Here is a 25,112-nt window from a genome sequence, read left to right as displayed (position 1 = left end):
GCCTTTCTGTTCTGCAAGCTGGGCGCTCAGTGACACCCGCCGCAGGTACCGCAGTTTCCTGTGCACGAAGAAGGATCATAATCCGCCGTCGCAGGGTCCTCTCCTTCGGCGCAGAGCGTAATGATGCTCGTCAAGCGCTGCACCAGATGATCCATCTCGCGCTTTGTCGTCTGATAAACAGCCATCTTTTCATTTTCCATAATTTCGCGATACAGTTTGCGCAGATCGCTATTGAGCGTTTTGAGTTTTTCTTCGTCGCGCGCTTCTTTGGACGCTTCGTTGTTGATTGCCAGTTTTTTCAGGTTAAATTCTCCGATCATGCCCTGAAGCTTAACGTCCTCGTCTGCACTCTGCGAGGCAAGACGCAGTGCAAGATAGCGGTCATCCTGCTGCAGCTCTTTGCCGATTTCTCTTGCCAGTTCTACGAGCTTCATTGTTTTGTCATCCATAATAAAATCCTCCATTTTTTCGATTTTTTAATGAATCGTTCTCCAGTTTTCCTTTCAGCACCCAGATGCCCGCTTCGATCACCCGGACATCGCGAAACGTCCCGATCATTTCCTCTGAACCGGGGAACTCGATGATGACGTTTCCGTCCGTACGTCCGCTGAGCAGCCCGGATTTCGCGCGTTCCTCCACAAGAACGCGTTCTACCCGGCCGACCATTGCGGCGCAGCGCTTTTCCGCAATTTTTTCCTGTGTGCGCAAAAGCTCGTCCATCCAGCGCGATTTTTCCCCGCGCGGAACCGGATCGGGCATCTTTGCGGCACGCGTTCCTTCCCGCGGAGAATAGATAAATGTGTAAAGCGACGTAAATCCGACCTCTTCGATCAGAGAAAGCGTCTGCTGGAATTCTTCGTAGGTCTCGCCCGGAAATCCGACAATGACATCCGAGGTCAGCGACGCGTCCGGAATTTTTTCCCGGATATACCGAACCAGAGAAAGGTATTTTTCCCGGTCGTAAACACGGTTCATTTCTTTGAGAACCCGGTCGCTTCCCGACTGGAAAGGCAGATGAATATGATGGGAAATATGGCGGCTCTGCGCAATCGTGTCAATCAGCTCATGCGTGGCGTCCTTCGGATGCGACGTCATGAAGCGGATCCGATAGTCGCCGGGAAAAGCATCGAGCTTTTGAAGCAGCTGTGCAAACGAGATCGGGGTTTGCAGCGTTTTTCCGTAGGAATTGACATTCTGACCAAGCAGTGTGATTTCCTTATACCCTGCTGCCAGAATTTCTGAAAATTCCTGTATAATCGCCTCCGGCTCCCGGCTGCGCTCTCTGCCGCGGACATACGGCACCACACAATAGGAACAGAAATTGTTGCATCCGTACATCACGGTCAGCCAGGCTTTATAGGCGCCGTCCCGCTGTACCGGAATGCCCTCCACAACGGTATCTTCCTCTTCTCCGCGCGAAAACACCCGGCAGCTGTCCGTCAAGACGGTGCTGAGCATTTCGGGCAGCCGGTGAATTCCATGCGTTCCGAAAACCAGATTAACAAACGGAAACGTCTTGCGAATCCGTTCGGCGGCGTGCTCCTGCTCCATCATGCAGCCGCAGATGGCGATGATAAGCGAAGGCCGGCGGCGTTTGAGATTTTTCAGGGCGCCGATATTGCCGTAAACCCGATCCTCCGCATGTTCGCGGACTGCGCAGGTATTAAAAAGGATCAGATCGGCCTTGTCGGCCTCTTCGGTAAAGGAGAAGCCCATCTGTGCAAGTTCGCCTTTGATTTTTTCGCTGTCTGCAACGTTCTGCTGACAGCCATATGTCCGCACGAATGCGAGCGGCTTTTCGCCTGCCGCACGAACTTTCATGATTTCCCGGACATTTTTCTGATAAACAGACTGCGCTTCCAATTGGGAGGAACAGTCCTTATGATGCATCGCGGTCATTTCGATACTCCTGTCATTCCAATATCCGATCAATTATACCACACATTCCAAAACGCTTCAAGCACGGCGACGGATTCTTCACGAAACGGACTGTAGGACTACAATACATATTGGACAATTGAATAAAAAGGCATGAGAGATAGGGTCTCATGTGCTAAAGTTAAGTTGTTACACACCAACTAGACGAAAGGAGACCATATCCCTCATGAAAAAGAGTATAACACAAGACATGGCATATCGGCAATCCCTAATGAAGTACGCGGAGAAATACGGCGTCAGCCGCGCCAGTCGGAAGTACAACAAGAGTCGGTCGTACATCTACTTCTGGAAGCAGCGCTGGGACGGAAGTGTGGCGTCCCTGGCCTGCCAGTCTAGGCGGCCGCACAGTCATCCGAATCAGCACACGGAGGCCGAACGGAAGCTCATCCGCGACATGCGCCGCAGGAACCCGACCCTGGGCATGATCGAACTTTGGCACCGCCTGCGGCAGCGCGGCTATACACGCTGTCCGGAAAGCCTGTTCCGAGTTATGCGCAAAATGGGCCTGTTTCCCGCCGAAAAGCCCAAAAAGACATACAAGCCCAAGCCGTATGAGCAGATGACCTATCCCGGCGAGCGCGTTCAGGTCGACGTGAAAGTCGTGCCGCGCAGCTGTATCGCAGATCCGAACCTTCGCCTGTTCCAGTACACCGCCATTGACGAGTTCACACGCCTGCGTTTCCTCGCCGCCTATCCGGAACAATCTACCTATTCCTCGGCGGATTTCCTGCGCAGACTGACAGTGTGGTATGCGCGCCGCGGCATCAAGGTGGGGTGTGTCCAGACGGACAACGGCTTCGAGTTTACGAACCGTTTTTCAAACAGCAAACGTGATTTACCGACGCTGTTTGAAAAGGCTGCCGCTGAGCTGGGCGTTCGCCCGTATACCCCGCGCCGCAACGGCAAGGTCGAGCGCAGCCACCGCGAGGATCAGAAGCGTTTTTACTCCTGCCACGCTTTCTATTCTCTGGATGATTTCGCAAAGCAGCTTGCCGTTCACAATCGCCGCTCTAACAACTTACCTATGAGACCCCTCCGCTGGCTCTCTCCCTCCGAGTTCGCTGTCCATTTTGTTTGACAAACCTACAGGCGACGAATTCTTCACGAAACGGACACAAATCCAAACCACCGGTTGAACCGGTGGTTTGCTCCACCCCCTAAAAGGGGTTTCGAAAGTTTAGCACCGCATTACATTCTCCGGCAACCGCTCACGTGCGGTTGTCTTTTTTTGCCTACTTTTTCTTGTCACACGTAAACGGGTCCGTAATTTCTTTTATACTAATCTGGCCTGCTGCATAATCTTCTTCTAACTGATTCCTTATGTATTCCGCTATAACTTTTTTATTTCGACCGACTGTATCTACATACTATCCTCTACACCAAAAATTTCTCGACCCATACTTGTACTTCAAATTCGCATGCCTGTCGAAAATCATTAAGCTGCTCTTCCCCTTGAGATATCCCATGAATTGTGCTATACTTAATGTGCGGTGGGATACTCACCAGCATATGTATATGGTCGGGGCATGCTTCTGCTTCTATTTTTTATACTCCCTTTTGATTCCATAATTTCCTAAGTATTGCTCCTATATCCTTTTTCATCTTGCCATATATTTCTTTTCTCCTATGCTTTGGAGCAAAAACTATATGTACTGACACCTATATTTGCTGTGGGCTGTGCTTTTTATCTCATTTCTTAACTTTCATTTGAAAAACCTCCTGTTTTTTAGTAATGCGGTCGCCAAACCACTACTTTTTTACAAGAGGTTCTTCTTTTTTCAAGGTCTTTCCGCTCGCACCAAGCTCTCCTTGTTTTTTTGTCGCTCCGCTCTTTTTTCTTCCCTCGGTAGTACCGAGGGTTTATTTCCACGTCTAAAGACAACAAAAAAATGCCGCCGATCCAATTTGACCGGCGGCATCTGCTACCCGCGTTTCCAAAGCCGTCCCTGCAGAAGCGGACGGGAAAAGTGAATATTAAACCAAACAATGATCGGCCCCATAAAAAAGGCGGTAATCAGCGTGCCGATGCCCGGCCATGCCCCGCAGAGCATCCCGACCAGAACGCAGAGCACGTCGGTTCCGATCCGGCAATACTGAAACGGCGCGACCTTTTTATCCCCGAGGATTAGCGCATAGGCATCGTAGACCGAGACGCCGAGATCCGCCGTATAGTACATCGAAGAAGAGAAACAGTTGAGCAAAATGGCGGCCAGCATCAGTCCAAACCGCACAAGATACGAAGGCTCAATGATCATGCGGTCAAGAACATAGAGACAGCCGTCCACAATAAATCCGCTGAGCAGCATATTAAAGACCGTTGCAAGGCCGATATAATGCCGGTTCAGGAAAAAGACACCGATCAGCAGAACAATCGAAAAAATTGTGTAAATCGTTCCAAACGTCAGACCGGAAACATTGGAAAATCCGGTTACAATACAGGTGAACGGGTCCGTGCCGAGTGCCGCTTTTTTAAAGATGCCGACGCTGATTCCGCAGAGTGTGACGCCGAAAATGGTCATCAGAACTCTTTTCCAGGAGAGATTTTTCATTTTGCTTCCAGCCTTTCTCAAAGAAAAACCGCCAAACGTGCCTTTCGCGTCCGGCATCATGTGCAAAACCTACCAGTGATGGGCAAGGACAACCGCGCCTGCCGACGATCTGAATTCCTGTAAAAACCGACTTATTATACCATCCGGTTTTTCAAAATACAAGATGTAAAAAGCGCAGGTTTTCTTTGTTTTTTATGCTTTTTTGTATGAATTTACAAATCCCAAAAACGTTCTGCCGCGCCTTTCCGTTTTGGAAGAAATTGCCAGCGTTGATCCCGCCGACGAACGCTCCCTGATTTTTTGCCCTGTATCCGCCCGTCCGGACTATATGTTGCCTTTTCCGACAAAAAAGTCAAATTTTTTGTTGACAAGCCGGATTGGGTATTGTATAATACGAAAGGCTCGAGGGTTCCTTTGCGGACGTAGCTCATCTGGTAGAGCGCCACCTTGCCAAGGTGGAGGTAGCGAGTTCGAGCCTCGTCGTCCGCTCCAAAATCGGCAAGTTTCGATAGAAGCTTGTCGATTTTTTATTTTCCATGAAGTCCTTCTTCCTTTTTGCGTTTTGAATTCTCCGGAATTGTGAAAACCGAACATGCGAAAGGCATTCCGAAACACCGCAAGGGAAAACCCATCGCACACTTGTCTAAGTGCGAACGCAAAAGGCCTGCGCAGATGCGCAGGCTTTCTTTTTGCATACGCAATGTTACTCTGCGGACGATTCGGCCTTAACCGGCGTTTTCTGCAGGAACCGGCCGAGGAAGGAAATTCTGCGGTTTAAAAAACGCGCAATCGTCCCGACCAAAAGCGCCGCCAAAACCGTGCCCTCACGGATTCCGGCCAGTTTATGGAACAGCAAAAGACTGATCACGCCCGCCAGCAGCACCATTGCCGAATCAAACGCAACTTTCGTCTTGCCGAAATCGGTGTGGAACGCCAGAGAAACCGCGCACACGAACGCCTCTCCGGGAAGCATCACCACGTTTGCCGCCATTTCCAGATAGACGCCGGTTCCCAAAATGCCGCAGCCGATCAACAGGTAGAGCAGCTTGAGCAGATACGCATCTGTTTGCAGGAAAGAGAGCATGTCCATGGAAAGATCAATAAAACAGGAAAATAAGAAGGAAAAGGGAATCTGCAAAACCCAAATGAGCGGAAACGTTTTGCGCAGCAGCAGAACCTGCAGCAAAACCAGCACCAAACTCATGTAGAGCGTAAACATGCCGAGCGTCGGAGAAAACCCGAGGCTGAGCGTATACGGTACGCTGGAAATCGGCGAAGTCCCGAGATCTGCCCGGGTGATAAACGCAATTCCCAAAGAATTGACATACAGCCCCAATAAAAACAGCAGATACCGCTTGATTTGCTCACGCATGGGAAATCGCCGCCTTTCCTGCGGCTTTCCGGAGCTTTAAGAGCAAATCTGTGAAAAGGGTTTTCTCCGCTTCTGAAAAGTCCGCTAAAAGCGCCGCCTCAATCTTCCGGAAGCCCGCCTGTACTTCCTCTGCTTTTTGGACGCCTTTCTGCGTCAGATAGACCGAAAATGCGCGCCGGTCTCCATTTTCCTGCCGCCGGCAGAGCAAACCGGCCTCTTCCATTCGGTTTAAAAGTCCAACGATGGTCGCGGCATCGATCTGACAGGCCGCTGCAAGTTCCTTTTGAATGCAGCCGTCGTGCTCCAAAAGATAATCGAGCACCTTCGGCTGTCCCAGTGTCAGGCCGCTGCCGGAAAGGTGCTGCATAATCTGTTTTTGAAAGACCGCGTGGTTATAAAGCAATAAATAGTGCAAAGAATGTTCCATGTGCCCTCCTAAATTATTAGGATATTAATTATTAGGATTCTAATTATATCGGAAATTAGGGTTGTTGTCAAACAAAATTTCGCCGGAAGCAGGATCCTGCCTCTCTAAAATGGCCGTACCAAGCGAAAATCAGGCAAAAATCGGAATTTTTTTATTGGAAGGGTTGACATCCACATGGGAATTCGGTATAATAATTCCCATGTGATACGATACACAAACCCCTGCCTTTGGGCGGATGGGAGGGAAATAAATGGCTGAAGTCAGGCTGAAGGACAATGAGTCCCTTGACAGTGCCCTTAGACGTTTTAAAAAACAGTGCGCACGCGCGGGTGTCATTGCTGAAGTCCGCAAGAGAGAGGCTTACGAAAAGCCCTCTGTAAAGCGCAAGAAAAAGTCCGAAGCGGCGCGGAAACGCAAATATTACAAATAATTTTTGCGAACAACAAAGCGGGTGTTTTGCCCGCTTTGTTTTTGTTTTATTACGCTGTCGCTGCAAGGATCCTGCCCCGGAAAAGGCCGCCCGAAAAAAGGAGAATGGTACATGCTCAAACCGGATCTGCTGTATTCCCGCATTACAGAACTTACACCGGAGGCTTTGCGAAAGCTCGGCGTCCGTGCGCTGCTGCTCGATGTCGACAACACGCTTGCCCTGCACGGAAAGCCGGAGCCGCTTCCCGGAACGCAGGACTGGGCGGCACGGATGACTGAAGCAGGCTTTGCGCTGCTGATTCTTTCCAACAACACCGACGCGCGCGTCGCGCCTTTTGCGGCCAAATACGGTCTCCCCTTTTTGTCAGGCGCAGCAAAACCGCTGCCCGGCGGATTTCGGCGCGCGGCCAAAATTCTGAAAACGCCCCGTCGGGAATGTGCGGTTGTCGGCGACCAGATTTTCACCGATCTGTTGGGCGCGCGGCTTTCCGGCATGCGCGCAGTGCTTTTGGAGCCGGTCGAACTGGAAAGCGGAAAGCTGCTCCAATGGAAACGCCGCTGGGAAAAACGGCTGCGCAAACGCTATCAGGCGCTCCGGTAACACCAATCCCCCGAACCGGCAGGAACCGGAATTTTTAAAAAGCAGACCCCTCGGCCTACGGTTCCGATCATAGGCCGGGGGCATTTCGCAGACACCTAAAATGCAGATGACGGCACGCACTGCTCTCTGAATCGGAATTTATGCGGATGCAACATGCAGTTTCGAGACCATCCATCTGCTGGCTGTCAGCACACTGTGACCGGTTTTGCCAAATCGGTCACAGCGTACATGCAAAGAACTCTAGGAAGGCGTAGTTGGATGCCTGGGCAACGGGCAAAATCGACTTCCGGCAATAGGGCAAGTCTTTTATGACATCGCGGCGGTTCCGGCCAGTCCGCTGGTTGCGTCCGCCGGATTGGTGTTTTTCTTTTAAAATTGCGCATTTGCCGCTGAAAGGGCTTGGCGCTGTGACGGAAGAACCCCGTGAAAACCGGATACATTCGGCAAAAGAGCTGATAATCCTTGAAAAACATTGCAAACGGCTTGAAAAACTTCGGAAAATATTATAAACTAAGAAGAAGAATCTTGAATCATTATATTTTGGAGGACAGTGTATATGATCTCTGCAGGCGAATTTAGAAATGGTGTCACTTTTGAGCTGGACGGAAACGTCGTCTCGATCGTGGAATTCCAGCACGTGAAACCCGGAAAAGGCGCGGCGTTTGTCCGTGCAAAAATCAAGAACGTGATTACCGGTGCGGTGACAGAGCGTACCTTCAACCCGAACGACAAGTATCCGCCCGCGTTCGTCGAGCGTAAGGACATGCAGTACCTCTACAACGACGAGGGTCTCTATTACTTCATGGACGAAGAAACCTACGAGCAGATCCCGATCAACAAGAGCATCCTCGGCGACAACTTCAAATTTGTCAAAGAGAACATGATCTGCAAGGTGCTTTCTTATAAAGGATCCGTTTTCGGCGTAGAGCCGCCGAACTTTGTTGAGCTGCAGATCGTGGAGACCGATCCGGGCTTCAAGGGCGACACGGCGACGAACGCAACAAAACCGGCCAAGCTGGAAACCGGCGCAGAAGTGAAGGTTCCGCTGTTTATCGACAACGGAGAAATGATCCGAATCGATACGAGAACCGGCGAATATATGGAACGTGCGTAGTCCAAACTAGAGTGAACCCCTGTTCAACGAAAACCGAAAGGATGGTTTCTATGACAAATACAGAAAAAGCGGCATATTTGCGTGGTTTGGTAGAGGGTCTGGATCTGGATCCTGAGAAAAAGGAAACCAAGGTACTCCGCGCGATGATGGAACTGCTTGAGGATATGGCGCTCTCCGTGCAGGAACTTGAGGACGCTTATGAGGATCTTGCCGAACAGCTGGACGAGGTTGACGAAGATCTCGGTACGCTGGAGGAAGAATTCTACGGTGAGGACGAAGACGAAGAAGGCTGCTGCGGCTGCTGCGGGGATGACGACGAGTGTTACTATGAAGTCACCTGCCCGAACTGTCAGGAGACGATCTGCCTTTCCGAGGAAATGGTTCTCAAGGGGTCTTTGGACTGCCCGAACTGCGGCGAGACGTTGGAGTTTGACATCGACGATGTCGTAGACGAAGACGAAACAGCAGAAGAAGAAGAAATTTAATCCGTTTGTATCTAGAACCCCACCTTGCCCGGCAAGATGGGGTTCTTTGCTTTTGCGCAACATCCGAAAACAAGATGGATGGACTTGCCAAGCCGACAGAAATGTCGTATAATAATACCTTGTATCGGCGGAAACGCTAATTATTGTAGTATCGTAACGCGAAAGCGGGGTTTTTGTTTGGGACGTTTTTTTCGGGATCTGAAAAAATACCGCCATTATGCGGCTTATGCGGTGAAATCCGAACTGAAAAGTGAGGTTGCAAACTCCAGGCTCAGCTGCCTTTGGTGGGTTTTGGAACCGATTTGCTTCATGTTGGTCTATACGTTCATGGTTCAGGTGATCTTCCGCGCCAAAGAGCCGTTTATGCCGGTTTTTGTGTTCGTCGGCCTGACACTCTGGAATTTTTTCAACAAATCCATTTTGCAGAGCGTAAAGCTGGTGACCAATAACCGCGCCATTGTCTCCAAGGTCTATTTGCCGAAATTCATTCTGGTTCTCATCAAGATGGGCGTTCTTGCTTTCAAAATGACCATTTCTATTTTGCTGACATTTGTCCTGATGGCCATTTACCGTGTCCCGGTCACCTGGAATATTCTCTATCTGGTTCCGATTTTCCTTGTGCTGTTTCTGGTTACGTTCGGGCTTTCCACCATCATTATGCATTTCGGTGTATTTGTCGAGGATCTTTCCAACGTCTGCAACATCGTTTTGCGTCTCGTTTTTTACCTTTCCGGCGTCTTTTATTCGCTTTCGACCCGGCTTCCCGAAAAATATAACAGCTGGCTGATCCTCCGGATCAATCCGATCGCTTTTTTGATCGATCAATGCCGGCGTGTGATGATTTTCGAGTCGCATCCGAGCTACATTTCCCTGCTGCTGTGGCTGCTGATGGGAATTCTGCTCTCTGTGATCGGCGTCCGGTTGATTTACAAGTATGAAAACAGCTATGTTAAGGTGATGTAATGGCCAGTGCAATTATCGTAAAGGATCTTCATATCCGTTATAAAAGCTTCAAATCTTTTTCCATAAAAAAGGCGCTTCTCATGCTCGGCCGAAACAAGGTGGATACCTTTGAATCCGTGCGCGGCGTCTCCTTTGAGGTGGAAGAAGGCAGTATTGTCGGAATCATCGGCAAAAACGGCAGCGGAAAATCAACGCTGCTGCGCTCGATTGCCGGCATTTTCTCGCCGGACAGCGGCAGCATTGAAACGTTCGGACACTCGATTTCTCTGCTTTCGATCGGTGTCGGCTTTCAGAAAAAGCTTTCCGGCAAGGAAAACATCTTTCTTTCCGGGCTTTTGCTGGGCTTTACAGAAAAACAGGTCGCGGCCAAAATGGATGAAATCATCGAATTTTCCGGACTCGGCGAATTTATCAACAAGCCGGTGAAAACGTACTCCAGCGGCATGTACTCGAAGCTTGCGTTCTCCATCACCGCGGTGCTCGAACCGGAAATCATGCTGATCGACGAGGTCTTGAGCGTCGGCGATGAGAAATTCCAGAAAAAGAGCTACAACAAAATGAAAGAGCTGATCAGCGACAGCAAACGGACCGTCGTGATTGTTTCACACAGCCTCAACACCGTCAAAAAGCTCTGTAATCGGGTTATTTGGCTGCATGAAGGGAAAATTAAGATGCAGGGAGATCCCGACGAAGTCATCAGCGCCTACAAGGCTTTTATGGCCTGACAGAGAAATTACAAAAAATCGCAAATTTTTATCTCAGATTCCTTGACACTGCTGTATTTTTCTGGTATACTATATAAGCTGTCTCAAACAGAGGATACAGCAGCACAATATGAGCCATTAGCTCAGCCGGCAGAGCACCTGCCTTTTAAGCAGGGTGTCCGGGGTTCGAATCCCCGATGGCTCACCAAGTCGGAGCAAAGCGAACTTTGCTCCGACTTATTTTTTTGTCTGCGACAGAAAAGAAGGCATCCGCCTGTCCCCTTGGCTCCTCCTTTTTACAAAAAATTCACGCTCGGCTCACCTGTCCGGATCAAAACGCCCCGCACGACGGCTCGCTGCAACTTTTGCGCGCTCGAGAGCGTTGGGGCTTCCGGCGCCGAAAGGAATCTTTTTTCATGTGGCTTTCCCAAAATCGGCAGGTATCGCAAGATGCTTTCCGATTTTATTTTTTGAAAAGCCCGTCCTTGGGAATCCCCGTCCCCCATTGGTTTTTGGGACGCAATTTATAACGGCATATCACAAAAGCAAATTTTGCAGAACTTTATCCTGCTTTTTCACGTTCAGAAATCCATCCATTTTTCACACCGGAGCAGAGCGGCCGTTCCGCACGTCGGAACAGCAAAAACATTCGAACACCGAAAAAGCTTGCACACGATCCTGCATAGAGATTCGTCCGGATTGTGCGCCTTACGCCTTTTTGAGACCCGCGGTCTGCTATTTGCGGCCGCAGGTCTTTTCTGTTTTGTTGGAAACGATTCTGTTTGCGTTTTAACAAACGCGCTTTCAGAACACAAAACCGGCGCAACGCCCGCTTTCCTCCGGTTCTTTGCAAGAAAGCAGATCTAATCCGCTTTTTTACATCTTTTTCCAAAATTTTTCTAAAAAGAGGGCTGCCCTGCAATGGCTGTTGCAGGCAAGCTTGCACCCGCTTCGCGCTTTACTCTGCCGGCGGCGACTCCTGCTTCGGAACCTCCTGTGAAAACAGCGGCGTCTCGACTGCAATATTTTCTTCGCAGACATAACTGCCGGTCAAACGGTAGGTGCCGTCCTGAAAGGAAAACTGCGTCTCCCGCGTCCGGATTTTGGCCTCCGGAAAGGTTTCTTCTTCCATGCGCCGAAGCTCGGTCTCTGCCGCCGCTTTGGCCTCTGCTTCACTGAGCGTAACTTCCCGCTGTGCAAGTTCGCTCCATTTTTCCGTAAAAATACTGATGGGCAGTGTGACATCCCCGAGCATAAACGGGCTTTTGGCCGTCTCGCGGCGATAAGGACCCTTCGGAATGCCCACAAAGGTCAGCGGAATCTGCGCGCCGAAGATCCGTGTGCTGCACCGCCAGACAACCTTTCCCGTCGGTTCCCAGAGCAACTGTTGTTTCTGGATTTCCGCTGTCAGCGTCCGGCGCGTCTCGGCTGTGACAATCCCCGCCGCATGCTGCAGCCGAACGGCGCCTTCCGCATCCTCCACCACGCCGCGGATCAAAAGATCCCCCTGCGTAACGGCATCCCCGACCTTTACTGCAGCTTCTCCCCCAAAGACTTCCATGCGGATGACCTGCCCCGCATCGGAAGCCACGACATTTCCCGGCGTTTTTTCGTCGGCGATTTCCGGAGTTTGAATTTTTTCGCGCAGTTCAATCGAAACGGTGCTGCCCATGGTGTTGACCGCAACCCAGCCGGTTTCCGGCAGCGCCAGCATGAGTTCCTTTGAGAGCGCGGCCGGATCGACCCCGCTTTTCAGGCATCCGACGTACAGCCCGCGCTCTTCGGCTGCCGCCAGGACATCCGTCGGATCCAGCGCCACGGTTCCGTGTACTTCCACCGTCCAGACATACAGGGAAAGCACATAATAGATCGCAGCAAACAGTACGACGCCCAGCGCAAGGCCTTTCCGGTTGCGGCACCGGTGGATTCCAAACGGAATTCCCCGCTTCCGGGTGATCCGCAAACGGGTTCCGCACTTGCGCGCAAGCGGCCACAGCGCCCGATACGCACGCACATGGACCGACGCGGTGAGGCGTCCTTCCTGTTTTTGCATGCCCCAAAGCCGGATGCCGGCGTGTGCGGCCAGATTCAGGAAGCGTTCCGGACTCCCGCCGGAAGCCGTAAACCGGACATAGCCCAGCATCCAGCGGGTAAGATTTTCCGTTACCATCACCACGCACCACCTGTCATGTGTATTCTACAGAAAGCAGAACGCCCTCCACAACGAGGGACGCACTGTCCATACATTTGATATGAAGCCCCCGCCCTTTGATCCGCAGGATGGTTTTTCCCGCACGCACCCGGACAAGCTCGCTTTCATATTCCAAAATTCCCGAACAGCCTTCGATCACCGCCTGCCGGTTTCCGAAAAGTTCCATCCGCAGCCCGCTGAACGCAACCGGCGGCCGAAGCTGCAGTCCTTGTCTGCGCCGTCCATCCCGGCTTTTCGTTTTTTCTGCCACACTTGCCCTCCTTTTTGCGCGCCGCACTGCCCCGATGCAACACACAGTTCTGCGTGCTGCCCGGCTGGCATCCGCTTTCCGCATCATTTTGGACCGGCCCAGCCTGCAGAACCTTTGACTCTCATGGTTTGTTTTCCAGCAAAGACCGCTGCGTCTCCCCTTTTCTACGCTGTTTTTGAGGCATTCTGTCTTTGGGGACACCGAACCAGAATGCCGCCGCACATAAAAAGCGGAGGCGCATCTGCGCCTCCGGTTCGCAGCTATTAAGTTCTATGCAAAAAGGCGGCAAAACATTCGCAGCACTGTCTATTTCACGCCATGAACGCCCTTGTACCAGGCAATTTTCTTTTCGATTTTATCGAGATGCACCTTCATCTCCTCGATTTCCGCTAAAATATGCCGCCGGTGCGCTTCAAAGATTTCCAGCCGCTCCTGAATGGTTCCGTCGCCTGCATCACAAAGCGCAAAATACTGCTGCATGTCCTTAATCGGCATGCCGGTCGCGCGCAGACAGCAGATCATACTCAGCCGATCAAGGTCCGCATCGGTATAGACCCGCACACCTTTGGCGGTCTTTTGCGGCGCCAGAATGCCCTCTTTTTCATAATACCGCAGCGTGTGCGGCTGAAGCCCAAACCGCTGTGCAACTTCCGAAATGCTGTACCCTTGCATGATCATCCACTCCAAAAAAGCGTTCTTTCTCTATAGTGTAGGGCACGGGTTCCGTTCTGTCAATCGACAAAACAACAAAACCGGGCACTGATTAAAGTTCACTTCAACTGTAATTTTTTCTGAAAATCATTTTTGCGCTTGACTTAAAGTGAACTTTAAGCTGTATGATTAAATTAACAAAAAACAGAAGGAGTTTCGATCGCATGGAAACAAGAATTTATAAAAAGACCGGAAAACCCATTTCGCTTCTCGGATTCGGATGCATGCGTCTGCCGCGCCTGAACGACGAAAAGCCGGACATCGACATCTCCACTGCAGAAAGCATGATTGACCGCGCCTACGCGCGGGGCGTCAACTACTTTGACACCGCTTATATGTATCACGAAGGAATGTCCGAAACCTTTCTCGGCCACGCGCTGAAAAAATATCCGCGGGAAAGCTTCTATCTCGCAGATAAGATGCCCGGGTGTATGGGAATTGTGCATTCGCTCGAGGACGGCAAACGGATCTTTGCCGAACAGCTCCAGCGCTGCGGCGTAGACTATTTTGATTTCTACCTGCTGCACAACGCTGCCAGCATTGCGCACTTTGAAGAAACCTATCTCAAAACCGGCGTCCTCGACTATCTGCTGGAAGAAAAAGCCGCCGGACGGATCCGCAATCTCGGATTTTCCTTCCACGGCAATTTGGAAACCTTTGAATACCTGATGCAGGCACGCAAGTGGGATTTCGCGCAAATCCAGCTCAACTATCTGGATTGGGACGGCCAGGGCGCCGGAAAGCTTTACGCCTGTGCTGTCGCGCACGATGTCCCGGTCATCGTGATGGAACCGGTCAAAGGCGGCACCCTCGTCTCTCTGTGCGATGAGGCCGTCAACATTCTGCACGCTGCCGACCCGCAGCATTCCGTCGCCTCCTGGGCCATCCGGTTTGCCGCTTCTCTGCCCGGTGTGCTTACCGTGCTCAGCGGCATGAGCACTCCGGCGCAGGTTGAAGATAACCTCGCGACCGTCGGCGCGTTCCAACCGCTCAGCGAGGCGGAACGGGAAGTGCTGCAAAACGCCGTCTCTGCCTATCTTGCAAAACGCGCGGTTCCCTGTACCGGCTGCCGGTATTGTATGGACTGTCCCGCAGGTGTCGATATTCCCCGGGTCTTTTCCGTCTATAACACCTGCGCGGTCAAAAGCTTGCTGCCAAACGCCACGCAGGACGAAGCGGAACGCCTCGAAAAAACAGCAGCCTTCCAGAAGGCTTACGCGGAGATTCCGGAAAGCGCCCAGGCGCACAACTGCGTTTCCTGCCTTGCCTGTGAGCAGCACTGTCCGCAGGGCATACAGATTCATCAGCTGATGGCCGAGATCAGCAAGCTGGAACCGGCACGGTAAGGCTTTGTTTTTCCAAACACAGGCTGTCTTTTGAACGCTAGTTCTTAAAGGCAGCCCTTTCCTGCTACGGCGCTTGCTCGATAAAACGGCAAATGCAGACGCCCCCGGTGGGGTACGGCGGCTGCACACACGAAAAACAACTTCCGTTGGCGCACCCGGCGGGTGCATCTGGCGCGCGGAAAATGGCCGGATCGTTCGGCGATTCGCACCGAACGTGAAACGACATTCCGCAAAAATGCAAACAAAACAGGCTCTGCGGCGCTTTTGAATGCGTCCCTGCAGAGCCTGCTTTCTTTTTCTGTATGATCGTATGATGATTCGCCGGGTTCCACTTTTAAAATGCGAAATCGGCATTGGGGACCGCCGCTGGCGGAACCTTGCGCCAATCGAGGCTGCTTTCAAGCTCTCCTGCGGTTTTATAGCAGACAAATTCCTTGCGTTCATGCAGATTGCAGCGCGCTCCGCTTTCCTGTGCCGTAACGAATGGTGGCATCCATTCTCGCAACGTTTCATTTGCTGTTCCCCGGCATTTCGCCGCACGGACTGCGTTTTTTATTTAAACGACAACTAGAAAAATCAGCACGATCGATTCTTGCAAAACCGCCGCACCGATCTGTCGGGCCGCAAAAGCGCATGCACTGAGGAGTCCCCCTGAACGCTTACACAAAAATCAAACGCATCCGCGAAACGGTCCCCTGCGCGATCGATGCTTCTTTTGTTTCCGAATGGATCGATTTCATGGGAATCACCGGCGGGCGGAGCCTGCATCCTAAATTGGGGCAATTCTTGCGTTTACATGGTTTGATTTTTGCAGTTTATCAAGTTTTCTCAGGACCTTGCTCTTTGCGGGATTATCAGTCCGCCGGTATCCATTCTTTTGGCATGTGTTTCTTCTCATAAATGGCAGCCGCAATGCACCAGACTACGATAGCGCGATTGGTGCTGCTCTGGCTCATAACGGACATCCACGTGGCGACAGGCACCAGCAAGGTCTGTGCAATATCCGGAATGACTGCGAGCAGAATATTCCATGTGACCGGATGAAAAACGAGCATCCATAAATTCTATCCAATTCCATTATCAGAAAGGCGCCCTCTCATAGACATTTCTACGGGAAGGCGCCTTTTTTCTTCTGATAGGTGGTCAAATGCGCGGCAGCACGGCCGAATATAACGAAAACCTCTGCATCCATTGGATACAGAGGTTCCATCATCTGGTGCGCGAGACGGGACTTGAACCCGTACGTCGTAGACACACGCCCCTCAAACGTGCCTGTCTGCCAGTTCCAGCACTCGCGCATATTCGTGGAAGCTGAATCGCCGCTCCACCTTTTCCGCCGTCAGAAAGGATCCGTTTTCGATCCAGTACCGAATCAGCGAGATTTATTATAGCATTTATCATGATTCAAGTCAAGTAGTATTTTTCATTTTTCTGTAGAATTTCCAAAAACCGACGCAATCTGCGCCCAAAATTCCTCGCGGGTCAGGAGAAAATTGAGAACCGAAAGCATCCCGTTGGTCGAAAGCTTTTGCGGAAGCTGCAGAGCAGCAAGCAATTTCTGGCGGCGTGCCGCGCTGTTTTCGCTGCCGGTGAGTCCCGCTTCGTATAAATCGCCCTTTGTGATGGCCGCTTTCGGCGCACAGGTTTCCTGCGCGCCGTCTTCGCACAATACGCCGGCGCGAGACAGCGCCTGCAGCAAAACCTCCTTCGGCACGCCCTCGACACCGAGTAATCCTTCCTTTGAGGGCTTCTCCTTTCGCGCTTCTTTGCCGCGCAATTCCGGAATATAGGCGTGCTTCACCGTGCCGGGCGGAACCAGTCCGGCCAGATGGTTCCGAATGACAAATCCTGCGCCGTCGCTGTCTGTAATCACGAGGATGCCCCTTGTTTTGGCAAGCCGCTGAATCAGCGCGCGCTTTTGCCGGTCTTTAAAAATGCCGAATCCGTTCGTCTCGATAATCAGCGCGTCGATCAGAGACGAAAGCTTAATTTTGTCGTATTTTCCCTCTACGATGACCGCTTCTTTGATTCGCAGCACAATGCGCCCTCCCTTTTATCGCAGCAAAAAGAGCCTTGCAAACAGTTTTTCCAAAAGGATCCGTCCGTCGGCCGCCGAGGACTTGAGCGCCAGATCCGTTTCCAAAAGCGCCTGCAGGCTTGCGCGCAGCGTTTCCATCGAAACGCCCCGCACGTCGCGCTCCGCAGCGCGCAGCCGGAACTCTTTTCCGCGGTAGTCAAATACTTTGGCCGGAAGCTCCGCGCCGCCTCCGCCTTCCAGAGCCGCCTTCACACGGTACAAATCCAGATACGACGAGGCAAGCACCGCAAGGATCGTCACCGGCTTTTCATTCTGCTGCAGAAGGGTCTCGAGCAGCGCATACGCCCGGTCGCTGTTGCCCGCAACCAGCGCCTTGGCAAGCAGAAACACGGTTGTCTCCGCATTGCGCACCGCGACCTGGTCAATCGTCTCGCGTGTAATTTCGCCTTCTTTGGTATAGGCGCAAAGCTTTTCCGTTTCATGCAACAGCGTCTGCAGATCATTGCCGCAAAGCTCCATCAGCAGCCCTGCCTCCCGTCTAGACAGCGTGCAGCCCTGCTTGGCCGCATATGCGCACAGAAGCTTTTCGATCTCCGCAGAATCGCGTTTTTTGCACTCCACTACCGCGCCGTTTTTGGCGGCAAGCGTCAAAAACGACTTCCATTTGGCGGATTTTTTTCGTTCCACCCGGATGGCCGGGCTATATAGAACCAGTACGGTGGTTTCGGGAATTTCCGTAAGCAGCTTTTTCCATTTGGCCGTCTCCTCCGCAGAAAAGGCCTCCGGGTTCCAGTTCCGCACCGCAACGCATTTTCGTTCCGCCAAAAACGGCAGCGTCGCGACGGCGTCGCTCACGGCATCGATAGAGACATCCAGCCCGGAAAAGCGCTGCAAATTAAAATCCGGGAACTGCTGCCCTGCCGCTTTGGCAATCAGGCGTTCCGCGTGTTTCGCAACAAAGTAAGACTCATCCCCGAACAGGACATATAAGCGCTCCAGGCGCATGGTATCGATCTGTTTTTTCAGTTCGCTTTCTGAAATTTCCGGCATCAGCGTTCCCTTCCGATCGTATAGGTTTCTTCTTTGAGTGTGATGACAAGGTCGCCTTCCCCGCCGGTTGCCGTCATCCATCCGGAATTTTCTCCGGCGGATTGCATCCACGCCTCTGCGGTATCCCGGTACGCACTGAGGATCGTATAGGCCGGCGCGCATCGGGATGCATGCTCCACAGTTTCCGTGCAGACCAGCACATCGGCGCAGGCAGCCGCATCCGACAGCAAAGAAAGGTCTGCATGCGCTCCGCAGAACAGGATGTCTGCAGCATCCGTATGCAGAAGCACCGCCGATCCTTTTCCGGCTTCCAGGAAGGTTACGCTTTTATCATCCCATAACGGAGCGGTATCTGTCAAGTCACAACCCGCCGCTTCTGCACGATCCCGCAAATTGCGCTCCGTATATCCGTCGAGATAAACGCCTTGCCGAAGCATCAGGAAAGACGGATCTTCTTCCAGCATGGCCGTTGCTGTCTGATACTCCTGATAGCTGTCCTCCAGCACTGCGATTCCGCGCAGCCTGCGCACGCCCGCTTCCGAAAAAATTGTCTGTGCCGTTTTTTCGGAGAAGCCGCCGCAGCCGATCAGGACGCCTTCTCCGTCTTTCGAGACGACTGCGCAGAGTTCATTTCCGGTGTCCGCGATCACAATCCGTGTCGTGCCGGCTCTGGAAAGAAGGAACGACCCGATTCCACCGGCCAAAATGCAAACGGAAAGCACAGCCGCGATCCGGCGCATGCGCACACCGCCGGACAGAAGCAGACAAAGACCCGCCAGCAGCGCAGTCGCCGCCAGCCAAAATAGGACAAATCCGTACGTTGTCGGAACGCTGGCATAGGGAATTTTCGCAAGCGTTCGGCTAATCCACATCATGTACGACGCAAGCCATCCGGCGGGCACCGCAAAAACGGGAGCCAAAACAGCGCCGACAAACGGAATTTGATAAAGGATTGCCGAAACCGCCGTCAGCTCCAGCATCCAGGAGGAAGGCTCCAGCAAAAACAAATTCGACACCGGCGCGACTAGGGAAACTTCGCCGAAAAGGAGAATCGTAACGGGAAGCGTCAGCGCAAGCGACGCCAACGTTCCGCTGAGCACCGAAATCAGCACCTCAAAAACGCGCCGCAGAACGCGCGGCCGCTTCTCCGGCGAAACCCAATTTTTCATCCAGTTCTGCAGCCGGGCGGAAAACAAAATCATGCCGAGCGTCGCCATCACCGAAAGCAGCAGACCGACATCCGCCGCCGCATACGGCGAACGCAGGCACAAAATCAGAACTGCGGCGCCTAAGGACGAAAGGGAATCCGCTTTCCGGTTTACAATCTGCGCAAACAGGAAAATCAAGTACATGATTCCGCTGCGCAGAACCGAAGCCGTAAACCCGGTCACCGCCATAAACACTACAACGCCCATCATACAGATTCCCGCGCAAAGCGGTTCCGGCAGGTGAAGCTTTCGCAAAAAGACCATCAGCGCTGCAAGCAGCGCCGTCAGATGCAAACCGGAAACCGCCAAAAGATGGGAAGCCCCGACCCGGCGGAAATCGTCGATGGTCTCTTCCGGAACCGACGACTTGTCTCCGAGAAGAACACCGCTGAGCAGTCCTGCCTGCGCATCGGGCAGCATGGAAAACAGGGCGTTCTCCGTCTTTTGCCGAAGCTGCAGCGCATACGCATACAGCGGCTTTTTTCCGGCGGGTTCGTATTGCGGTTCTGTAAATTCGTTTAAATACGCCAGAATCGGGATGCCTTTGGACGCATAATAGGCGCGTGAGGAATATCCCTCGCCCTTGGCCGGCAGATAAAAATGCAGACGGCAGGTAATCCGGTCATACGGCTCGGCCGGCAGGAGACGCTTCGAAGAAAAGCGGAGTTTCGAAACATGCGGCGCATCCGCAAGCGCAATCGTATCGATATCCAGTTCATAGTAATACTTTCCGTACCGCGCTTCCGGCAGCTCGCAGAGCGTTCCGCTCACCTCTGCATCCGCACCGGCAAGCGTTTCCGCAGGTGCAATCCACCGGGTATGGTACACGAAGAAGACAAAAAATGCAGCTGCAAGCGTCAGAAACACAACCGGAAAGACCCGGCCCAGCCGAGTGGGTCTGAAAAGAAGCGTAAAAAGGCACAGCGCCATGCAGACGATTGCCAGAATAACCGCGGCTTGTTTTCCAAACACGACTGCTGCAAGCAGCGCCGCGAGATAGGAAAATCCGATCAGCATCAGCGGCCGCTCCAATTTAGACGCAGACGCCGCCGGGTTTTTACGCTCGGCAGGATTGTTCCAAACCTTTCGCATTGGCCCTCTCCTTTCCACCTGCTTTTGGCTGCTTCCCAAATACATTTTTTAGAAATGCTGCCGTATGGTTGCATATTTTAAATTTCGCACACTTTTATGCAGCCTCCGGCGCCCGTAAAAGCGTCTCCGGACGCGAACAGAGAATCCGCTTGTCCCGCGTACCAAAAAGCCGCCAAACAGGATTCTCCCATCGGCGGCCTTTGAGCCCGTTTATTTTTCTTTGAAGAAGAGCGGCAACGGCTCCAAAAAGAGAATATCGTCGCGCTCTGCGGCGTCTCCTTCAGCAAGAACGCAGGCGCGTCCCACCACATTGCCGCCGATCTGCGCAAGCAGCTCCTCGAGCGCAGCAAGCGACTCTCCGGTGCTGATAACGTCATCGACGATCAGGATCCGCTTCTCTTTCAGCGCGGCACAGTCGTCCTCTGAAAGATACAGCTTCTGAATATGATCCGTCGTGATCGACTTGACCTCTACATGGATCGGGTTGCGCATATAGGCTTTGATGCCTTTCCGCGCGACCACGTACCGGCGGCAGCCGATCCGTGCCATTTCATACGCAAGCGGAATGCCTTTGGATTCCGCCGTGATCACAACGTCGTGCTCCGGGCACTTTGCAAGTAGCGCCTGTGCTACCTTTTCCGTAATTTCCACATCTCCGAACATCACAAATCCGGCGATGTCCAGCGTGTCGCTAATCGGGCAAATCGGAAGCTCGCGCTCACAGCCCGCAATGGTCATTTTATATACGTCCTGCAATCCTAACTCAACCTTTCCAAAAATTCACGCCAAGTACCCGTCCGGATCAGCCGGGCGGCCACTGCATCTGACGTCCGCCGAGCAGGTGGAAATGCAGATGCTGCACCGTCTGCTGGCCGTCTTTTCCGCAATTATTGACAATTCGAAATCCGTTTTCCAGACCCAAATCCGCCGCGAGTTTTGCCGCAACTTCAAAAATATGCGCAACCGCCGCGCTGTTTTCCGGCGTAATCTCCTGTGCGGAAGCAATGTGTGCTTTCGGGATGATCAGCACATGCACCGGCGCCTGCGGATCCAGGTCGTAAAACGCACAGACCTGTTCATCTTCATAAACCAGATTCGAAGGGATCTCTTTCGCTGCAATTTTGCAAAAAATGCAATCCATATCGGTTCCCCCTTTCGTTTGACGATTTTTCCGGGTATCTCGTTATTTCGTCATCTCTGCAACCGCCGCAACCGCTGCATCCAGCGCCGCGCCGACCTGATCCGGCTTTTTCGCGCCCGCCATTGCAAAATCAGGACGTCCGCCGCCGTTTCCGCCGGCCGCCTGAGCCGCTGCGCGGGCAATTTTTCCGGCATTTGCACCCTTTTGCTGCGCGTCTTTTCCGACCGCAACTGCAAAGGTTACTTTTTCACCGTCGACGCCGGCAAGCACGGCCACCGCATCCGCATGCGACTGGCGAAGTTCATCGCACATTGCGCGCAGCGAATCCGCAGAAGCGCCGCCAAAGGAAGCCGCCATCACTTTCAGGCCGTTGACCGCTTTCGCGCGATCCAAAAGGCCCGCAGACTGCATGCCCGCAATCTTCGCATTGAGCGACTCGATAACACGGTCTTTTTCTTTCAAATCCGCGCTCATCTGCGCTGCCTTTCCGGCAAGCTCCGCTGTGCTGTTCAGGCGCAGGGCAGAAACGGTATCCTGCAGGATTTTCTGTTCCTTTTCCAGCAGCGCCAGCACGCCGGTACCCGTTACCGCCTCGATCCGACGGACACCTGCCGCAACGGAGCCTTCCGACACGATCTTAAACAGGCCAAGCTTCGCGGTATTGTCCACATGCGTTCCGCCGCAGAACTCGAGCGAATACGCTCCGGCGCGCACCACGCGGACAATATTGCCGTATTTTTCACCAAAGAGCGCCATTGCGCCGAGCTTTTTGGCCTCTTCGATCGGCATTTCTCTGCTGTCAACCACGGTAAAGCTCATGATTTCCTGGTTGACAAGCGATTCGACTTTCTGCAGTTCTTCTGCCGTCAGCGCGGAGAAGTGCGTAAAGTCAAACCGGACATGCTGGGCATTGACCAGCTGGCCGGCCTGCTCCACATGGGTGCCGAGCACCTTCCGCAAAGCCGCCTGCAGCAAATGCGCCGCCGTATGGTTGCGCATAATCGCCATCCGGCGTTCTTTCTCAACCTTTGCCGAGACAGAATCCCCGACGGTAAAGGTGCCCGCCGTGACGGTCGCTTTATGCAGGAAAATTCCGTTATGATTCTTGACGGTATCCGTCACACCGGCCTGTGCGCCGTCGTGTTCGATGACGCCGGTATCGCCGACCTGGCCGCCGCTCTCAGCATAAAACGGCGTCCGATCCAGCACAAACACCGCCTCATCTCCGGCGGACACGGTGCTCACGCGCTCGCCGTCCCGGATCATCGCCAGGATTTTCGCGTCTGCTTCCAGAACCTCATAGCCGAGGAACGCAGTCGCCGCGGTATCGTCCAGCAGATCCGCTTCGCCCGCCCAGGCGTCCGCGCCGGCGTTTTTCCGCGCCGCACGCGCGCGCTCTTTCTGTTCCAGCATCCGCTGGTGGAAGGTCTCTTCGTCGACCGTCATTCCGCGTTCCGCGAGGATTTCCTTGGTCAGATCGAGCGGGAAGCCATAGGTATCATTGAGCAGGAACGCGTCGTCGCCGGAAAGCACCTTGGTGTCCGCGCGTTCAATAAAGGATTCGAGAATCTGCAATCCCTTGTCGATGGTGCGGGAGAAACTCTCTTCTTCGTTTGCGATGATTTTCAGGATCATATCCTGCTTTTCGCGCAGCTCCGGATATGCGCCCTCGTTCTCCGCAATGACCGTCTCTGCAACCTCGGCGAGGAAGGGACGCTTGATGCCGAGCAGACGGCCGTGACGCGCTGCACGGCGCAGCAGACGGCGCAGAACGTAGCCGCGTCCTTCGTTCGACGGCATAACGCCATCGCCGATCATGAAGGTCGTGCTGCGGATATGATCCGTAACCACGCGCAGCGAAATGTCGCTCTTTTCTCCGGCGCCGTATTCCACGCCGGAAATCCGGGAAACGTGCTTCATAATATTGCGCACGGTATCGACGAGGAAGAGGTTATCCACGCCCTGCATAATGCAGGCAAGACGCTCAAGTCCCATTCCGGTGTCGATATTCGGGTGCTCCAGCAAGGTGTAGTTTCCTTTGCCGTCGCTGTTAAACTGCGAAAATACGACGTTCCAAAATTCGACATACCGGTCGCATTCACAGCCGACTTTACAGTCTGGCGAGCCGCAGCCGTGTTCCGGTCCGCGGTCAAAGTAAATCTCCGAGCAGGGTCCGCAGGCGCCGGGGCCGTGCTCCCAGAAGTTGTCTTCTTTGCCCATCCGGACAATGCGCTCCGCCGGAATCCCGACCTTGTCCGTCCAGATTTTGACGGTCTCGTCATCGTCCTGATACACCGTTACCCAGAGCTTGTCCTGCGGCATATGCAGCACTTCCGTACAAAATTCCCATGCCCACGGAATGGCTTCCTCTTTGAAGTAATCCCCGAAAGAGAAGTTTCCGAGCATCTCAAAGTACGTGCCGTGCCGTGCGGTAATTCCGACGCGCTCAATATCCGGCGTGCGGATACATTTCTGGCAAGTCGTCACGCGCGATCTCGGCGGCGTCACTTCACCGGTAAAGTATTTTTTCATCGGCGCCATTCCGGAATTGATCAGCAACAGGCTGTTGTCGTTTTTCGGCACCAGCGAAAAACTTCCCAGCCGCAAATGGCCCTTGGACTCAAAGAAGGAGAGGAACTTCTCCCGAAGCTCATTGAGCCCTGTCCACTGCATTTCATTTGGCATCCTGCCCAGCTCCTTTTCTGCAAAAAAATAAGACTTCCCCGCCGCCATGGGACGGAGAAATCCGCGGTACCACCCAAATTGCGCGATTTTCGCGCCACTTTACCCCTTAACGCGGGAAACGCCGCGGCTCTTCGCCGCAGGACGCTGCAGCAGTTTGCCACAGGAGAGGATGGCCGGAACCGCCGCCGCCTGGCTGTCTCACAGCGCGGAATTCTCCGCAACAGCCTCTCTGAAAAGCACGAACCGATTCTTTGTCCCCATCGTCTTTGCAATTTTACAATTCGGTTTTATTATAAGCGGTTTTCTTCTTTTTGTCAATTTCCAAACGTGCAAAACCCCGGCAAAAAAGCAGAAAAACACAAATTTTTCAGAAAGGCCTGCCGCAGCCGACACGCGTTTTTTTGCGTACGCGCAGAATTCTTGCAAGGGCGATATGATAAGGTAAGATAAGTTGCGCAAATTGAAACGAGCAAAAAAGAAGACATCGCTTGCAGGCTCTGGTAGAATGAAGTCACAACACAAACATTCGAAAGGAGACAGCAAACGATGTCCGAGAAAATTGTACAGCTGAACGAGGAAGTAATCAAGGGGTAGATCAGGGAATTGGTGCGAAGCAGCGCGGAAGAAACCCTGAACGAGCTGCTGGAAAAGGAGGCGGAGTCCCTGACGCAGGCGGCCCGCTGCGAGCGCAGCGAGGCCCGTCAGGGCTATCGCAGCGGCCACTATGACCGGAACCTCACCACGACCTCCGGCGATGTCACGCTCCATATGCCGCGGCTCAAGGGCGTGTCCTTCGA

General features: G+C 52.9%; 24 protein-coding genes, 3 tRNA genes and 1 pseudogene. 11 read left to right on the top strand and 17 right to left on the bottom strand.

Annotated features, from left to right (window positions below):
- Positions 1–26: 26 nt before the first annotated feature.
- Entirely contained in the window at positions 27–449 is a 423-nt protein-coding gene (locus IAG03_RS02585; protein WP_249318175.1) for a YlbF/YmcA family competence regulator, read from the bottom strand.
- Positions 442–1,899, bottom strand: coding sequence for a tRNA (N6-isopentenyl adenosine(37)-C2)-methylthiotransferase MiaB (gene miaB, locus IAG03_RS02580; RefSeq protein ID WP_249318174.1), 1,458 nt, complete (start codon positions 1,897–1,899; stop codon positions 442–444). Before miaB ends, IAG03_RS02585 begins: the two co-directional genes overlap by 8 nt.
- Positions 1,900–2,104: 205 nt before the next feature.
- On the opposite strand from miaB, the gene IAG03_RS02575 reads away from it, so the two are divergent.
- Entirely contained in the window at positions 2,105–3,016 is a 912-nt protein-coding gene (locus IAG03_RS02575; RefSeq protein WP_249318173.1) for a DDE-type integrase/transposase/recombinase, read from the top strand.
- Between the two features lie 154 nt (positions 3,017–3,170).
- On the opposite strand, the pseudogene tnpA reads toward IAG03_RS02575, so the two are convergent.
- Together tnpA and IAG03_RS02565 are read right to left on the bottom strand one after the other, a co-directional pair.
- A pseudogene (gene tnpA, locus IAG03_RS02570) lies at positions 3,171–3,626 on the bottom strand (IS200/IS605 family transposase).
- A gap of 234 nt (positions 3,627–3,860) precedes the next feature.
- Positions 3,861–4,487 carry a YczE/YyaS/YitT family protein gene (locus IAG03_RS02565; protein ID WP_249318172.1) on the bottom strand — a complete coding sequence of 209 codons (627 nt, stop codon included), beginning with the start codon at positions 4,485–4,487 and terminating at the stop codon, positions 3,861–3,863.
- A gap of 416 nt (positions 4,488–4,903) precedes the next feature.
- Here IAG03_RS02565 and IAG03_RS02560 point away from each other — a divergent pair.
- A tRNA-Gly gene (locus IAG03_RS02560) sits at positions 4,904–4,979 on the top strand.
- Positions 4,980–5,190: 211 nt separating this feature from the next.
- Here the strand turns inward: IAG03_RS02560 and IAG03_RS02555 are convergent.
- On the bottom strand, positions 5,191–5,859 hold the full coding sequence (locus IAG03_RS02555) for a YczE/YyaS/YitT family protein (RefSeq protein ID WP_249318171.1): 669 nt from the start codon (positions 5,857–5,859) through the stop codon (positions 5,191–5,193).
- A complete protein-coding gene (locus IAG03_RS02550; protein ID WP_249318170.1) occupies positions 5,852–6,286 on the bottom strand; it encodes a MarR family winged helix-turn-helix transcriptional regulator in 435 nt (144 codons plus the stop codon). The genes IAG03_RS02555 and IAG03_RS02550 overlap by 8 nt, the downstream gene beginning before the upstream one ends.
- Before the next feature lie 250 nt (positions 6,287–6,536).
- Here IAG03_RS02550 and rpsU point away from each other — a divergent pair, with 250 nt between their 5' ends.
- The 7 genes from rpsU to IAG03_RS02515 all read left to right on the top strand — a co-directional run bounded on the left by rpsU (position 6,537) and on the right by IAG03_RS02515 (position 10,790).
- Entirely contained in the window at positions 6,537–6,716 is a 180-nt protein-coding gene (gene rpsU / locus IAG03_RS02545; RefSeq protein ID WP_249318169.1) for a 30S ribosomal protein S21, read from the top strand.
- A gap of 111 nt (positions 6,717–6,827) precedes the next feature.
- Positions 6,828–7,316 (top strand): YqeG family HAD IIIA-type phosphatase, encoded by a 489-nt coding sequence (locus tag IAG03_RS02540; protein WP_249318168.1) that lies wholly within the window; start codon positions 6,828–6,830, stop codon positions 7,314–7,316.
- Positions 7,317–7,872: 556 nt separating this feature from the next.
- Positions 7,873–8,430, top strand: coding sequence for an elongation factor P (gene efp / locus IAG03_RS02535; RefSeq protein WP_249318167.1), 558 nt, complete (start codon positions 7,873–7,875; stop codon positions 8,428–8,430).
- Between the two features lie 50 nt (positions 8,431–8,480).
- The gene (locus IAG03_RS02530) at positions 8,481–8,915 is read left to right on the top strand and encodes a CD1247 N-terminal domain-containing protein (protein WP_249318166.1); all 435 of its coding nucleotides are present in this window, start codon (positions 8,481–8,483) and stop codon (positions 8,913–8,915) included.
- Positions 8,916–9,092: 177 nt separating this feature from the next.
- Entirely contained in the window at positions 9,093–9,878 is a 786-nt protein-coding gene (locus tag IAG03_RS02525) for an ABC transporter permease (protein ID WP_249318165.1), read from the top strand.
- A complete protein-coding gene (locus tag IAG03_RS02520) occupies positions 9,878–10,603 on the top strand; it encodes an ABC transporter ATP-binding protein (RefSeq protein ID WP_249318164.1) in 726 nt (241 codons plus the stop codon). The genes IAG03_RS02525 and IAG03_RS02520 overlap by 1 nt, the downstream gene beginning before the upstream one ends.
- A 111-nt stretch (positions 10,604–10,714) precedes the next feature.
- A tRNA-Lys gene (locus IAG03_RS02515) sits at positions 10,715–10,790 on the top strand.
- A gap of 750 nt (positions 10,791–11,540) precedes the next feature.
- Here the strand turns inward: IAG03_RS02515 and yqfD are convergent.
- The 3 genes from yqfD to IAG03_RS02500 all read right to left on the bottom strand — a co-directional run bounded on the left by yqfD (position 11,541) and on the right by IAG03_RS02500 (position 13,716).
- Entirely contained in the window at positions 11,541–12,752 is a 1,212-nt protein-coding gene (gene yqfD, locus IAG03_RS02510; RefSeq protein ID WP_249318163.1) for a sporulation protein YqfD, read from the bottom strand.
- 16 nt (positions 12,753–12,768) lie between these two features.
- Entirely contained in the window at positions 12,769–13,044 is a 276-nt protein-coding gene (locus IAG03_RS02505; RefSeq protein ID WP_249318162.1) for a YabP/YqfC family sporulation protein, read from the bottom strand.
- Between the two features lie 306 nt (positions 13,045–13,350).
- A complete protein-coding gene (locus IAG03_RS02500; RefSeq protein ID WP_249318161.1) occupies positions 13,351–13,716 on the bottom strand; it encodes a MerR family transcriptional regulator in 366 nt (121 codons plus the stop codon).
- 203 nt (positions 13,717–13,919) lie between these two features.
- Between IAG03_RS02500 and IAG03_RS02495 the strand changes: the two genes are divergently transcribed.
- Entirely contained in the window at positions 13,920–15,101 is a 1,182-nt protein-coding gene (locus IAG03_RS02495) for an aldo/keto reductase (protein WP_249318160.1), read from the top strand.
- A gap of 854 nt (positions 15,102–15,955) precedes the next feature.
- Here the strand turns inward: IAG03_RS02495 and IAG03_RS02490 are convergent.
- From IAG03_RS02490 to alaS, 8 genes are all read right to left on the bottom strand, one after another.
- Positions 15,956–16,156 carry a hypothetical protein gene (locus tag IAG03_RS02490; RefSeq protein WP_249318159.1) on the bottom strand — a complete coding sequence of 67 codons (201 nt, stop codon included), beginning with the start codon at positions 16,154–16,156 and terminating at the stop codon, positions 15,956–15,958.
- A gap of 159 nt (positions 16,157–16,315) precedes the next feature.
- Positions 16,316–16,399, bottom strand: a tRNA-Leu gene (locus IAG03_RS02485).
- Between the two features lie 125 nt (positions 16,400–16,524).
- Positions 16,525–17,139, bottom strand: coding sequence for a DUF4093 domain-containing protein (locus IAG03_RS02480; protein WP_249318158.1), 615 nt, complete (start codon positions 17,137–17,139; stop codon positions 16,525–16,527).
- A 15-nt stretch (positions 17,140–17,154) separates the two neighbouring features.
- Complete coding sequence (gene holA / locus IAG03_RS02475) at positions 17,155–18,189, bottom strand: DNA polymerase III subunit delta (RefSeq protein ID WP_249318157.1); 1,035 nt, start codon at positions 18,187–18,189, stop codon at positions 17,155–17,157.
- Positions 18,189–20,489, bottom strand: coding sequence for a ComEC/Rec2 family competence protein (locus tag IAG03_RS02470; protein ID WP_249318156.1), 2,301 nt, complete (start codon positions 20,487–20,489; stop codon positions 18,189–18,191). Before IAG03_RS02470 ends, holA begins: the two co-directional genes overlap by 1 nt.
- A gap of 210 nt (positions 20,490–20,699) precedes the next feature.
- Positions 20,700–21,227 carry a phosphoribosyltransferase family protein gene (locus tag IAG03_RS02465; protein ID WP_249318412.1) on the bottom strand — a complete coding sequence of 176 codons (528 nt, stop codon included), beginning with the start codon at positions 21,225–21,227 and terminating at the stop codon, positions 20,700–20,702.
- 64 nt (positions 21,228–21,291) lie between these two features.
- Positions 21,292–21,630, bottom strand: coding sequence for a histidine triad nucleotide-binding protein (locus tag IAG03_RS02460; RefSeq protein WP_249318155.1), 339 nt, complete (start codon positions 21,628–21,630; stop codon positions 21,292–21,294).
- 42 nt (positions 21,631–21,672) lie between these two features.
- On the bottom strand, positions 21,673–24,303 hold the full coding sequence (gene alaS, locus IAG03_RS02455; RefSeq protein ID WP_249318411.1) for an alanine--tRNA ligase: 2,631 nt from the start codon (positions 24,301–24,303) through the stop codon (positions 21,673–21,675).
- A gap of 606 nt (positions 24,304–24,909) precedes the next feature.
- Between alaS and IAG03_RS02450 the strand changes: the two genes are divergently transcribed.
- On the top strand, positions 24,910–25,112 hold a 203-nt coding region (locus IAG03_RS02450; protein WP_249318410.1), incomplete at its 3' end, for a transposase.

Origin of the sequence: Yeguia hominis, from assembly GCF_014384705.1 — a bacterium.
In the GTDB taxonomy this organism is placed as follows: Bacteria; Bacillota; Clostridia; order Oscillospirales; family Acutalibacteraceae; genus Yeguia; species Yeguia hominis.
Note: the sequence above shows the minus strand (reverse complement) of the source record. Positions and strands in the feature narration are given on the sequence as shown.